At 67.1% G+C, this 13,337-nt stretch carries 12 protein-coding genes; 2 read left to right on the top strand and 10 right to left on the bottom strand.

Annotated elements, in window-relative coordinates; translation table 11 throughout:
- Position 1: 1 nt before the first annotated feature.
- From FNL14_RS02440 to FNL14_RS02395, 10 genes are all read right to left on the bottom strand, one after another.
- The gene (locus FNL14_RS02440; RefSeq protein ID WP_142057365.1) at positions 2–703 is read right to left on the bottom strand and encodes a 3-oxoacid CoA-transferase subunit A; all 702 of its coding nucleotides are present in this window, start codon (positions 701–703) and stop codon (positions 2–4) included.
- A 5-nt stretch (positions 704–708) separates the two neighbouring features.
- Positions 709–1,926 (bottom strand): thiolase family protein, encoded by a 1,218-nt coding sequence (locus tag FNL14_RS02435; RefSeq protein ID WP_142057363.1) that lies wholly within the window; start codon positions 1,924–1,926, stop codon positions 709–711.
- Between the two features lie 86 nt (positions 1,927–2,012).
- The gene (gene pcaC, locus FNL14_RS02430; RefSeq protein WP_142057445.1) at positions 2,013–2,465 is read right to left on the bottom strand and encodes a 4-carboxymuconolactone decarboxylase; all 453 of its coding nucleotides are present in this window, start codon (positions 2,463–2,465) and stop codon (positions 2,013–2,015) included.
- 5 nt (positions 2,466–2,470) lie between these two features.
- Complete coding sequence (locus tag FNL14_RS02425) at positions 2,471–3,289, bottom strand: alpha/beta fold hydrolase (protein ID WP_142057361.1); 819 nt, start codon at positions 3,287–3,289, stop codon at positions 2,471–2,473.
- Positions 3,282–4,706, bottom strand: a complete 1,425-nt coding sequence (locus FNL14_RS02420) for a lyase family protein (RefSeq protein ID WP_255470680.1) — start codon at positions 4,704–4,706, stop codon at positions 3,282–3,284. The genes FNL14_RS02425 and FNL14_RS02420 overlap by 8 nt, the downstream gene beginning before the upstream one ends.
- A 68-nt stretch (positions 4,707–4,774) precedes the next feature.
- A complete protein-coding gene (pcaG, locus tag FNL14_RS02415; RefSeq protein ID WP_142057357.1) occupies positions 4,775–5,332 on the bottom strand; it encodes a protocatechuate 3,4-dioxygenase subunit alpha in 558 nt (185 codons plus the stop codon).
- Between the two features lie 4 nt (positions 5,333–5,336).
- Positions 5,337–6,224 carry a protocatechuate 3,4-dioxygenase subunit beta gene (gene pcaH / locus FNL14_RS02410; protein ID WP_142057355.1) on the bottom strand — a complete coding sequence of 296 codons (888 nt, stop codon included), beginning with the start codon at positions 6,222–6,224 and terminating at the stop codon, positions 5,337–5,339.
- Between the two features lie 36 nt (positions 6,225–6,260).
- Entirely contained in the window at positions 6,261–8,141 is a 1,881-nt protein-coding gene (locus FNL14_RS02405; RefSeq protein WP_142057353.1) for a bifunctional sugar phosphate isomerase/epimerase/4-hydroxyphenylpyruvate dioxygenase family protein, read from the bottom strand.
- Complete coding sequence (locus FNL14_RS02400) at positions 8,141–9,022, bottom strand: shikimate dehydrogenase (RefSeq protein WP_142057351.1); 882 nt, start codon at positions 9,020–9,022, stop codon at positions 8,141–8,143. The genes FNL14_RS02405 and FNL14_RS02400 overlap by 1 nt, the downstream gene beginning before the upstream one ends.
- A gap of 134 nt (positions 9,023–9,156) precedes the next feature.
- Positions 9,157–9,984: an IclR family transcriptional regulator gene (locus FNL14_RS02395; RefSeq protein WP_170850787.1), complete on the bottom strand. Its 828-nt coding sequence runs from the start codon at positions 9,982–9,984 to the stop codon at positions 9,157–9,159.
- A 230-nt stretch (positions 9,985–10,214) separates the two neighbouring features.
- Here FNL14_RS02395 and FNL14_RS02390 point away from each other — a divergent pair, with 230 nt between their 5' ends.
- Both FNL14_RS02390 and FNL14_RS02385 read left to right on the top strand, forming a co-directional pair.
- Positions 10,215–11,534 carry an MFS transporter gene (locus FNL14_RS02390; protein WP_142057349.1) on the top strand — a complete coding sequence of 440 codons (1,320 nt, stop codon included), beginning with the start codon at positions 10,215–10,217 and terminating at the stop codon, positions 11,532–11,534.
- Between the two features lie 231 nt (positions 11,535–11,765).
- Positions 11,766–13,322, top strand: coding sequence for an ABC transporter substrate-binding protein (locus tag FNL14_RS02385; protein ID WP_142057347.1), 1,557 nt, complete (start codon positions 11,766–11,768; stop codon positions 13,320–13,322).
- The last annotated feature ends 15 nt before the right edge of the window (positions 13,323–13,337 follow it).

The raw sequence follows: 13,337 nt of genomic DNA, 5'->3' as shown, positions 1-13,337 counted from the left end.
CTCAAGCCACCTTCTCGCTCGTGCCGGCGGTGCGGCTCTCTGACACAGGGACGCGGACAACCGTGTTGACGTAAATACCCGGGGTGACCACGTTTTCCGGGTCCAGCGCCCCGGTGGGGACGATCTCCGAGACCTGGACGATGGTCTGCTTGGCGGCTGCGGCCATGATGGGGCCGAAGTTCCGGGCGGTCTTCCGGTAGACCAGGTTGCCCTTGCCGTCGGCCTTGAGGGCCTTGATCAGGGCGACGTCGGCGTGGATGGGGGTTTCGAACACCTGGCCGCGGCCGTCAATGATCCGGGTTTCCTTGCCCTCGGCCAACATGGTTCCGTACCCGGTGGGGGTGAAGAACCCGCCAATCCCGGCCCCCGCAGCGCGGATCCGCTCGGCCAGGTTGCCCTGCGGGACCAGCTCCAGCTCGATCTCCCCGGCCTTGTACTTGGCGTCGAAGTGCCAGGAATCTGACTGCCGCGGGAAGGAACAGATCATCTTCCGCACCCGGCCTTCCTTAATCAGCAGCGCAAGGCCCTGGTCACCCTGCCCGGCGTTGTTGTTCACCACCGTCAGGCCCGTGGCACCGCAGTCGAGCAGCGCGTCGATCAGTTCGAACGGCTGCCCGGCGTTGCCGAAGCCGCCGATCATCACGGTGGAGCCGTCCTTGATGCCGGCCACGGCATCGGCCACGGTGTCTACAAAATTCAACATCTCTCTCAGCCCTTCACACCAGCAGTGACGTTTTCGAGGACCACGGCCAGGCCCTGCCCGACCCCGATGCAGATCGCCGCGACACCCCACCGTTCCCCGGAGGCCTGCAGGGACCGGGCCAGGGTGCCCAGGATCCGGGTCCCGGAAGCACCGAGCGGGTGGCCCATCGCGATCGCCCCGCCGTGCCGGTTAACAATCGAAGGGTTGATGCCCCAGGCGTTGATGCAGGCCAGCGACTGAGCGGCGAACGCTTCGTTAAGTTCGACGGCGCACACCTGGTCCCAGCCGATGCCCGCCTTAGCCAGGGCCTTGTTCGCCGCCTCCACCGGAGCGAACCCGAAGAACTGCGGATCATTGCCGTGCGCCCCGCGCCCGGCAATACGGGCCAGGGGCTCGAGCCCCAGCAGCCCGGCGGCAGCCTCGGACCCCACCCAGGCCGCGGAGGCGCCGTCGGACAACGGCGACGCGTTGCCGGCGGTGACCGTGCCGCCCACCTCGGCGCCCTCGGGCTCTGAACGGAACACGGTCTTCAATGCCGCGAGCTTCTCCGCGGTGGAGCCGGGGCGGATGCCCTCGTCCCGGACCAGGTCCGTGCCCGGCACCGGTGCCACGAGGTTGTCGTAGAAGCCCTCATCCCACGCGGCGGCGGACAGGTTGTGCGAGTTCGCGGCGAACTCATCCTGCGCCTGCCGGGACACCCCGTACTTCTCGCGCAAACGTTCGGTGGCCTCGCCCAGGGAGATGGTCCATTCCTTGGGCATGGCCTTGTTCACCAGGCGCCAGCCCAGGGTGGTGGAAGCCAGCGTCATATCCCCGGCCGGGTACGGCTTCTCCGTCTTCGGCAGCACCCATGGTGCACGGGACATCGACTCCGCCCCGCCCACGAGCACCAGGTCGGCGTCACCGGCGTTGATCTGGCGGGACGCGATGATCGCAGCATCCAGCGACGACCCACAGAGCCGGTTCACCGTGGTCCCGGGGATAGACACGGGCAGTCCCGCGAGCAGGGTGCCCATCCGGGCGATGTTGCGGTTCTCCTCACCGGCGCCGTTCGCGTTGCCGAACACCACCTCATCAATCCGCTCCGGATCAAGCCCGGGAGCACGCTTCACGGACTCCCTGATCACGTGCGCGGCAAGGTCGTCCGGGCGCACGGCAGCGAGACCGGAGCCGAACTTGCCGAACGGAGTGCGCACGGCATCGTACACAAAAGCCTGATTCATGATGCTCCTCTTAATTCTGTCTGTGGCCACCCAACTAAGTAGCGCTAAGTGTCGTTTTGGGGGTTCAAAACGACACTTCGCGCTACCTAGTTGGGCTGGGGTTCGTCGGTACGGGTGCTGTCCAGGTCAGTACTGTCCATTTCTCGGAAGACCTGCTGGGCAGTTTTGAAAGCGGTGTTGGCGGAGGGGACGCCGCAGTAGATGGCGGTCTGGAGCAGGATTTCCTTGATCTCGTCCCTGCTCAGGCCGTTGGTGAGGGCGGCACGGATGTGCATGGCCAGCTCTTCCCAGTGCCCGTGCGCCACCATCGCGGTGATGGTGACGGCGGACCGCATCTGCCGCGTTAGGCCCGGCCGGGTCCAGATGCCACCCCAGGCGATCCGGGTGATCATGTCCTGGAAGTCCTCGGTGAATCCATCCTTGTTGGCGTTGGCCCGGTCCACGTGCGCGTCGCCAAGGACTTCGCGCCGGACCACCATGCCGCCGTCGTAAACCTCCTGGCTGGTGGCAGCGGGCTGGACCACGCCGTGCCGCTCCATCCCGCTCACTTGGCCGCCTCCCGCGATTCAGCCCAAGCCAGGAGCCCGCGCATCAGCTCCGCAAGGTGGGCGGGCGCCTCGGCGGGGGCAAGGTGGGCCACTCCCTCGAGCGTGACGGCGGTGGCGGTTCCGCCGCCCGCGGTGATCCCGGCGGCCACTTCTTCGGCCATCGACGGCGTGGCCACGCCATCGAGCGCCCCGGCAATAACCTGAGTGGGGACACGGATGGTGCCGAGTTCGTCACGGACATCAAAGGCCGCCAGCGCCTCGCAGCAGAAGGCGTAGCTGAAGCGGTCGGCGTCGCGCAGGGCATGCAGGAGCCTGCTGCTCAGCTCAGGCTCACGGTCCATAAAACCAGGGGCGAACCAGCGCTCGGCCGAGCCCTGGATCATCACCGGTGTGCCCTGGTTGCGGACCGTTTCGGCGCGCTCCAGCCAGCCTTCCGGGGTGCCGATCTTTGCTCCGCTGTTCTGGACGGACAGGCTCTTGAGCCGCTGCCCGTGCTTGATGCCGAGCTGCAGGCCGGTGGCGCCGCCCAGGGAGACCCCCGCGTAGTGGAACGCCTCGCCAGGGGCGATGGAATCGACCAGGTCCACGACCGCGTCCGCCAACGCCGGAACGTCAAACGTTTCCGTCGCCGCGGGCGAGACGCCGTGGCCCGGCAGGTCCCAGGCCACCACGTCGTAGTCGGTGCCCAACAGCGAGGCCGCCCTGTTCCACAGGATCGAGGAGGTGCCCAGGGACGGGCCCACCACCAGCAGGGGGTGGTCGCCCAGGGGCCGCTGGGGTGACAGCAGCGCTGCCTTCAGGACGGGTTTAGCCACGGGAAGCTCCGTTCGCATCGGTATCGGCAGGTGAATTGGCAAAGTCCGGGTACGCGGCAAGGATCCGCCGGGAGATCTCCGCGGCCTCGCCGAGGTAGCTGGCCGGGTTGAGGAGTTCCTCCAGCCGGACGTCCGGAAGGACCGACGCCGGGACGGCTTCGCGGAGCAGCTTGCGGTAGGTGGCAGCCTGCTCCGCCGGCGGCGCCTGGAGGGTCTGGTCCACCACGGTCTGCAGTTGCTGCTTGCCGTTGAGCCCGTCCTTGTCCTCAAGCAGAGGGGCCACCGCGGCCCCGACGCCCTCGGCCAGCAGCAGCGGGCCGGCCAGGTCCAGGTTGCGGCGCATGCCGTCGGGAAAAACCCGCAGCCCTTCGGCAAGCTCCCGGACGTGGCCGGCAGCGCCGAGTGCCAGTGCCAACAGCTGCCGAAGTGCCGGCCATTCGATATGCCAGGCGCCGTCCGGCCGTTCGTCGTTGAAGTTCGCGGCCGCCAGGTGCAGCTGGGCTGCCAGCCCCGGCGCCTGGAGCGCGGCGCTGCGGACCAGGACGGACAGCACCGGGTTCTGCTTCTGCGGCATCGCCGAGGAAACGCCCCTGCCCGCGGCCCGCGGCTCGGCCAGTTCGCCCACCTCGGGCCGGCTCAAGAACAGGACATCGGCCGCGATCTTGCCGCAGGCATCCAGCACCGAAGCCAAGGCATGGCCCAGTGACGTAATGGTCAGCCGGTTGGTGTGCCACGGCGCCGGCGCAGGGGCGAGCCCCAGCTGGGACGCAAGGGCATCAGCGAGGCCAAACGGAGTAGAGGACGAACCGGACGTCAGGACAGTGCCGGCGGCCAGCGTTCCGGCCGCACCGCCGAACTGGACCGGGAACTGCAGCGTTTCAAGTTGCCGGCCCGCAGCCGCGACGCCGTGGAACCACTGGGCGGCGCGCAGGCCGAACGTGAACGGCAGCGAATGCTGGGTGAGGCTCCGTCCCACACACAATGTGTCCGCATGCTGCTCCGCCAAGGCGGCGAGCGCCGCGGTGGCGCCTTTCAGGTCGGCCAGCAGCGCCTCGACGGTGTTGCGGGTCAGCAGCATGAGTGCGGTGTCCAGGACGTCCTGGCTGGTCAGCGACGTGTGCACCGCCTTTCCGGCTCCGGCATTGCCGGTGTCCAGCGCTGCCACCTGCTTGCGGAGGTCGGCCAGCAGCGGGATCACCGGGTTGCCGCCGCCCTGCGCACGGCGGGCGATGTCCGCAGGATCGTAGCGGCCCGCTTCAGCGGCGGAGGCGACGACGGCGGCCGCACCGCCAGGTGCCAGGCCCGCGTTCTCCAGCACGGCAGCCCAGCCGGACTCGACGGCGAGTATCGCCGCCAGCACCGCGCGGTCCCCCGTCAGCGCGCCGACAAGCGGCGACGCCGAGACAGGGCTGAGCAGGCCAACGTCGCCGTCGGACTCCCCGCTGCGGGCTCCGAAGGCTCCGCCTGCTGAACTGGCCGCGTCAGTCACTGGAAGTCCAGGAAGACTGTCTCGCCCTCACCCTGCAGGCGGATATCAAAGGTCAGTCCGCCGTCGGGATCGCGCCGGGCGATGAGCGTTGTGCGGCGCTCGGGCTCCAGCGAGGTGAGCAGGGGATCGTTGGCCAGCGCCTCGGTGTCCTCCGGAAGGTAGATCCGGGTGAACAGGCGGTTGGTCAGGCCGCGGGCGAAGATGGCCACGGAGATGAACGCCGCTGCCCCGGGTTTGGTTGTGCCAGGGTTCACGGTGGTGAAGGTGTACACGCCGGAGTTGCCCACGGCGCCGCGGCCCCAGCCGGTGAAGGTGTAGCCGTCGCGGACCAGGGAACCCGTCTTCTGGACGATCCTGCCCTCGGAGTCGGGCTGCCAGATTTCCAGGATGGCATCCGGGATGGCCTGGCCGGAGCCGTCGTAAACGGTGCCCTGCAGGCGGATGGAGCCGGGTGAGCCGGGGGCCAGGAGTTCGTTGTCCTTTTCGTACGGCAGGGCGTAACCGTAGAACGGGCCCACGGTCTGGCCGGGGGTGGGTACCAGTTTGGTGCTCATCTGCTTACTCTCCTGCCTCTTCACTACTGTCTCCAGCTGTACCGAACGCCTCGTTTTCCGTCCAGGTCCGCTTGGGGCCGGTCAGGACGATGTCCCAGTTGTAGCCCAGCGCCCATTCGGGTTCGGTGAGGCTGTGGTCGTAGTTGGCCACGAGCCGGTCGCGGGCGTCCTGGTCCACGATGGTCTGGTAGATGGGGTCCAGCGGGAAGAGCTGGTCGCCGGGGAAGTACATCTGGGTGATGATGCGCTGGGTAAACTCGGTGCCGAACAGCGAGAAGTGGATGTGCGCCGGGCGCCACGCGTTCAGGTGGTTCTTCCACGGGTAGGCGCCGGGCTTGATGGTGGTGAACCGGTACGAGCCGTCCGGGCCGGTGATGCAGCGGCCGATGCCCGTGAAGTTGGGGTCGATCGGGGCCGGGTGCTGGTCGCGTTTGTGGATGTAGCGGCCAGAGGCGTTGGCCTGCCAGATCTCCACGAGCTGCCCGGCCACCGGGCGGCCGTTGCCGTCCAGGACCTTGCCGGCCACGATGATCCGCTCGCCCTGGGGCTCACCGTTGTGCTGGATGGTCAGGTCCGATTCCAGGGCGTGCACGTCCTGGTGCCCGAACGCCGGGGAGTACAGCTCGATGGTTTCCGGGTCCGCGTGGTGCAGGCTCTTGGTGGGGTGGCGCAGGATGCTGCTGCGGTACGGCGGGTAGTCCAGCCGCGGCTGGGTCTCAGGCTCGGCACCATCCTTGAGGGCCCTGGCATAGGCGTCGCCGATCGCGTTGATCTCGGCACTGAGGTCGGCTTGGGTTTCGATGGCACGGTCCAGGGGAAGGTGCGCTGCTTTCGGCTCGGCGGGCGGCACAAGCTCTTCCGATTCCAGCTCGGCGTTGATGTTGTCCGGCACGGCTGGCTCCTTTCGTAGGGCGGGTTGGGTGTGGTGTCAGGGGCGGGCGAGGTCGTACTGGACGGCGTGGCGGACCGGAGCGTTGGGCGCTCCGTAGCCGTCATAGTTGCCGCGGCGTTCCACCATTTCGAAGAACACACTGCCAACGGTGGCGGTGTAGAAATGGAGGAATTCCCCGGTGGCGTCCCGGTCGTACAGGAGGTTCAGCTCCTGGAGGGTGGCCAGGAATCCCGGTTCAAGGTCGAAGCGGGCGTCCAGGTCCTCGTAGTAGTTGGCGGGAATCTGCAGGAACTCAAGGCCGCGATCCCGGGCGGACCGTGCAGTGGAAACAAGGTCGTCCACGGCGAAGGCGATGTGCTCCTGGTAGGTTTTGCGCGCCTGCCGGGCCGGCGACTGCTGCACGGGTGCTTGCTGCACCGGGGCGAGGTTCAGGACCAGCCGCACCGCGCCGTCGGACGTCTGCATGACCTGCGAGCGCACCAGGCCGCTGGGGCTCGGAACTTCCGCGAACGGCTGCGGTTCCAGGGCCAGGGCGCTGGTGTAGAAGAGGACGGCCTCGTCGAAGTGCTGCCACGGCTGGGCCAGGTTTACGTGGTCGATCATCGCGCTGGCTCCCGTGGACGGGTGTTCCAGCCCTTCCCCGAACTCGTGCGTCCATGCGGCGGTGCCGTCGGGGCTGCCTTGGCACAGGAAGATCTCGGTGGAGTCCGGGGCGGAGATGCCCTGGAACACTTCCTCGTCGGCCTGGACCTTGCGGGCCACCACCGGGGCCTTGAGCTGCTGGGCCCGGGCAGAGGCAATAACGGGCGAATCGACGTCGAACCCCAACGCGGCGATGGCCGGCTCGGCGTGCTGAGCGGCCTGCTCGTTGATGATCACCCGCGCCTGCCCCATGGTCCACAGCTGGACGTCCTTGGTGCGGTGCCGGCCTTCGAAGGCGAAGCCGAGCTGGCCCAGGAGCTTCTCGAGCCGGGCGGTATCGTCCGCTTTCACCTCGGCAAAATTGAAGCCTGCGGGTTCGTTCACCTTGGGCAGCGTGGCCAGTTCCATGGGATAATGACGGCGGAGGGCGGCGCCGTTGCCCGGCGCCCCTTCGGTGCCTAGCCATTTGGCGCTCTGCTCCTCAAGCCAGATCAGCGATCGCATCGCGTCCACGGCGGTGCGTTCGACGTCGGACTGGCGGAAGACGTCATTGAAGACTTCCAGCGAAACCGGGCCGGTGTAGCCGGCGCGGACCACGTGGCCCATGAATTTGGCGAGCTCGAACTGCCCTTCGCCGGGGAACACGCGGTAGTGGCGGCTCCACGACAGCACGTCCATGGAAAGTTTGGGGGCGTCGGCCACCTGGACAAAAAAGATCTTGTCCGCGTTGATCTTCTCGATCGGCGCGGTGTCCCAGTCGCGGGAGAGGATGTGGAAGGAGTCCAGGCAGGTACCGAAATTGGGGTGGTCCACCATCTCCACCAGGCGGTAGGCGTGCTCGTAGTCGTTGACGTACTTGCCCCAGGCGAGGGCCTCGTACGCAACCTTGACGCCGTGGTCCCCGGCCAGCTCCGCGAGTTCGGAGAGCTGTTCGGCGCGGAGGCCGTCGTCGTCTATGGTGGCGGTGGCAACGTTTGAGCAGACCAGGATGGTGTCCATACCCAGCCGGGACATCAGCTTGAACTTCGCCTCGGCGCGGCGGAGGTTGGCCTTCAGCAGGTCCGGCGTGACGCCGTCGAAATCCCGGAAGGGCTGGTAAAGGTCCAGGCCCAGGCCGAGGTCGGCGGCCATGGTGCGCACGTCTTCGGGGCTCAGCGGCGAGATGACCAGGTCCTGTTCGAAGATCTCGATGCCGTCGAACCCGGCGATGGCGCAGGCCTGCATCTTTTCCTTGAGCGTGCCGGACAGGCAGACTGTGGCGATTCCGGTGCGCATCAGGCGGCCACCTCTTCGGCCGCCACAAGCTCCAGGAAGTGGCTGCGCATCCGGTCCGGGTCGGCTTCCAGGCCCGTGAAGATGCGGAAGGCGTCCGCGGCCTGGCCCACTGCCATCCGGCCGCCGTCAAGAACCTCGCAGCCCTTGGCCCGGGCGCCCCGGACCAGCTCGGTATCGATGGGGCGGTAGACGATATCCGCCACCCAGTGGCGGGACTCAAGCAGGTCCAGGTCCAGGGGGAGCCCGGGATGGGCGGCCATGCCCACGGGAGTGCAGTGCACCAGTCCGTCGGCCAGGGGCATCAGCTGCGGCAGCTCCGTCGTCGTGCGTGCCGTCACGGTGCTGTCCGGGAAGAACCCGGCCAGCTCGGCGGCCCGGGCGGCGCCGCGGGCGGCGTCCATGTCCACCAGGTCCAGGTGGCGGACCCCGGCGGTGAGCAGGGCGTAGGCGACAGCCGAGCCGGCACCGCCGGCACCCAGCTGGACTACGTGGTCCAGGTTCGCGCCCGGAAGTCCGGCGGCGAGGGCGCCGGCGAAGCCGGAAAAGTCGGTGTTGTGGCCGATGAACCGGCCGTCCTCGATCACCACGGTGTTGACCGCACCCAGCCGCAGGGCGTCCGGGGACACCTCATCCAGGTGCTGCAGGACCAGCTGCTTGCAGGGGTGGGTGATGTTCAGGCCGTTGAAGCCAAGGCTGCGGGCGCTCTGGAGCAGCTGGCCCACGGATTCGCCGGGAAGGCCAAGCTCCAGCAGGTCGATGGGCCGGTACAGGTATCGCAGGCCCTGCACGTCCCCTTCGCGTTCGTGCATGGGCGGAGTGAGTGACGGCATCACGCCATCGCCGACCAGTCCCACCAGGTAGGACTCAGTTCGATTGCTCATCCGTGCAGCTCCTTTGATACGGCACCGGGCAGCTTCCTTGCAGAGGGTGCGCTGCCGGGGTGATGGAAATTACGGTACATCATTTGTTCACGTTCCGCACTGTTGTTCTACATACGAACAAAACAAAGTTGCGGCTAGCGCTGGGGCAGGCGGGCAGCAAGCTCGGCCGCCGCTTCCTGAAGCAGTGGCACGTGCGCCTCCAGCCCTTCCAGGCTGAGGCGGAAGACCGGGACTGCAGTGGCCAGGGAAGCGAACGCGTGCCCCTGGCTGTTGAGCAGCGGAACGGCGACGGCCCGCATGCCCGCCTCGTTCTCCTCGTCCATCACGGCAAATCCGCGGCGGCGGACCAGCTCAATTTCGGCACGGAAGGCATCCCGGTCCGTGATGGACTTTTCCGTGAGGGGCTCCAGCGGAAGCTCTGCCAGCAGCTTTTCCCGCTCGGCGTCCTCCGCAAACGCCACCAGCGCCTTGCCGACGGCGGTGGTGGAGAGCGAGCCCAGATGGCCCGGATCGCTGGTCACCCGGAACATCTGCGGGCCGTCCACCTTGTTCACGGTGAGGTGGTGGTGGCCGTCCCGGACGCTGAGGATAGTGGCCTCCCCCGTCTGCTCGGTCACCCGCCGCAGGACAGGCAGGGCGGTTCCGGCGAAGCCGTGATGATTGGAAACGCGCTGGCCCAACTGGAAGATCCGCAGGCCCAAGTGGTAGCGGCGGCCATCCGGCTCGTAGTCCACAAAGCCGTCCCGCGTCAGGGAGCCGAGGAGGCGGTACGTGGTGCTGAAAGGCAGCTGGGCCCGGCGGGAGATCTCCGCAGCACTCGCGCCGCGGGGTTCATCGCCCAGGAGGACCAGCAGGCCGAGGGCCTTGCCCACCATGTCCGTGCGGTCAGCTGATCGGCCCGCTTTGGCCGGGCTTTCGTCAGCGGCAACATCATCGGGCGCTGTGGTTTGGTTCACACTCATACCTCGATGTTGCCACATTGTGAGAGCTATTGCTACTAGATGATTATTTTGTTGACAAGTGACTGCCCTCACAGCCATCATTGCTGTATCGCACAAGTAGCTCCCACCATGTGGCTACTGTCCGGGTTCTCCCGCCACTGCAGCCGTACAGCGCCACGCCTTGACCCAGGCCTCGCCGGCTGAAGCCCCCGATCCATCCGCGACAAAGTCGTCACATCAAAAGGAACTCCATGAGCCAGATACTTCCGTCCGCTGAGCCAGGCATTGTTGCCCCGGCCGGGACGCCGAAGAAGGCAGCCCTCGCAAGCTTCCTGGGCAGCGCCGTCGAATACTACGACTTCTTCATCTTCGGTTCCGCCGCCGCCCTGATCTTTCCCACGGTCTTCTTCCCGAATGCTGACGCGAATGCGGCCATCATGTCCTTCGCCACCTTCGGCTTCGCCTACGTGGCACGCCCGGTGGGTGCCGTCATCCTGGGCCACTTCGGCGACAGGGTGGGCCGGCGGAAGGTCCTGATGTTCACCCTCCTCCTGATGGGCGCTTCCACCTTCGTAATCGGCTGCCTGCCGGACTTCAACACCGTCGGCTGGTGGGCTCCGGCCCTGCTGGTCCTCGCCCGGCTCTGCCAGGGTCTCTCCGCTGCAGGCGAGCAGGCCGGCGCCTCCTCCATGACACTGGAACACGCCCCGGACAACCGCCGCTCCTTCTTTACGTCCTGGACCCTCACCGGCACCCAGGGCGGCCAGATCCTCGCCGCCCTGGTCTTCATCCCCGTCCTGGCCCTCCCGGACGAGATCAAGTACGGCATCGGCTGGCGCATCCCCTTCTGGTTGAGCGCCGTTGTGGTGATCGTTGCGTTCTTTATTCGCCGCACCCTGCATGAGCCGCCGGCCTTCGAGGAAGCCCAGAAGACCGCCCAGATCTCCAAGCTCCCGGTCGCCGATCTGCTCAAGGGCCACTGGCGCGATGTCCTCCGCGTGATCTGCTGCGCCTTCATCGCCGCAGTCTCCACAGTGTTCGGCACCCTCGCCATCAGCTACGCCAAGACCGTTGCCGGCGTGGACGGCACCACCACCCTCTGGCTTGTGGTGGCCGCCAACGTGGTGGCCCTGGGCACCCAGCCCCTGTTCGGCATGCTGGCAGACAAGATCGGCCGCAAGCCCGTCTACATCTATGGCGCCCTTGCCAGCGCAGCCCTGACGCCTCTGTTCCTGCTGAGCCTGGAATCCGGCAGCGTGCCGCTGATGTTCCTGGCCGCCATCGGCTTCTTCTCCTGCGGTTACGCCGCCTCCAACGCCGTCTGGCCGTCCTTCTACGCCGAGATGTTCAGCACCAAGGTCCGCTTCTCCGGCCTGGCCATCGGCACCCAGCTGGGCTTCCTGATGGCAGGGTTCGCACCGGCAATCGTGGCAGCCATGGGCGGCATCAAGCCCGGCGGCTGGGTCCAGATCAGCATCTTCACCGCCGTCATCTGCGTGGTGGCCGCCGTCTCCGCACTGACCGCCAAGGAGTCCTTCAAGATCCCCACCAAGCAGCTCGGCGTGAAGTAGCCTTTCTGCTCGACCGGACGCCATTCCAGCCCGGTTTTTAGACCGGACAGCCCGCCATTCCCCCAAATGGCGGGCTTTCCTTTTCATAAACCGGGCTGTTCCGGCACCAACGCCCCTCCAGCTGAACAGCAGAGTCACCAATTCACGCTTTCGCGGAAGGGAAGGCTACCCTAAGTCCGTCCCCTTTTTATTCCTGCCCTTCCCCGCGGCAGCCCTGCTAGGCGGTTACCTGTGCGCTCCTCCCTCCGTCCCCGCGTCCTTCTGGCCGCGGCCGCTGCCCTCACCCTGACCGGCTGCGGTTTCAGCGGCACCCAGACCCAGGCCTCCCAGCCCAGCGCAAGTGCGGACACCAGCCAGCGGATCGTGGTGGACAATTTCCGCGCACCGGTGGCCAACTGGGCCATTGAGTCCGACGCCGCGTACATCCTGTCCCTCTCCGGCTGCCTGGAAACGCTCACCACCTTCAACCAGGCCGAAGGCAAGGTCCTGCCGTCCCTGGCCACCGAGTGGAAGCAGACCTCACCCCTGGACTGGGATTTCAGCGTCCGACAGGGCGTTAAGTTCCAGGACGGCACCGACCTCACCGCCGAGTCCGTGGTGTCGGCGCTCAACCACGTCCTCGACGCGAAGGTTCCGGCGCGCGCCTTCAACCGCACCATGATCAGCAGTGTCACCGCAGTGGACGGCCAGACTGTTCGGGTCAGCACTCCCGCCGAGAACCCGCTGGTGCCCTACCGGCTGGCCAGCGTCAACACCGGCATCATGGCACCGGCCGCCTACAAGCCCGAAGGCCTGGACCCGTTCGGGCACTGCACCGGGCCCTTCGCCCCCGTCTCGGAGAAGGCAAAGCAGTCCCTCACCCTGGACCGCAACGAGGACTACTGGGGCGGCGATGTGCAGCTTGCCGGCGCCGAAGTCCGGTTCATCACCAACGGCCCCACGCGCGCCGCCCAGGTGCAGACGGGCGAGTCGGACATCTCGCTGTCCATCCCCGTCGCAAGCCTCGCGGGGCTGAAAGCGGACGACGGCGTCACCCTCCTGGGTGCCGATTCCCCCCGCACCGCCACCATGTACATGAACAACGGCCGCGCCCCGCTGGACAAAGTGGAGGTCCGCAAAGCGATCCGGGAGGCGCTGGACCTCGACGCCCTGGCCGCGAGCGTCTACGAGGGTGCGGCCCTGCCTGCCACCGGACCGTTCGCGCCGTCCGAGCCCTGGGCCGGCGGGAACCAGGACAAGCAGCAACAGGACATCGAGGAAGCCCGCAAGCTGCTCGCCAGTGCCGGCTACACGGCGGACCGGCCCCTCGAGATCGTTGCCATCGTGGAGCGCGCCGAATTTGCGGACGTCGCCGCCGTTGTGCAGGAGAACCTGAAGAACATCGGCATCCCGGTGACCATCACCTCCAAGGAATACGCCTCGGCGGAGCCGGATGTCCTGGCTGGAAACTACGACATGCTGCTCAGCCAGCGGAACCGGCTGATCGACATCGCCGACCCCATCGGCTTCCTCACCGCTGACTACACCTGCAAAGGCACCTACAACCTGAGCCACTTCTGCGACGCCGAGTACGACCGGATCATTGCTGACGCCGCCAAGACCGTGGACACCGCCGAGCGCTACAAGCTTTACGCCAAGGCCGGCCAGATCCTGCAGGACAAGGCCGTCAACGCCTGGCTGGTGAACGAGCAGGCCACGGACGCGATCCGCACCAACGTCCTTGGCTACGTCCAGGACCCGCTGTCCCGCTATGTCTTGACGGCGAAGACCGCCAAGGCCGCGTCCTAGTTCCCGAAGCCCACC

Source organism: Pseudarthrobacter sp. B4EP4b, assembly GCF_006680095.1.
GTDB lineage: Bacteria > Actinomycetota > Actinomycetes > Actinomycetales > Micrococcaceae > Arthrobacter.
This window is presented reverse-complemented; position numbering and strand designations above follow the sequence as displayed.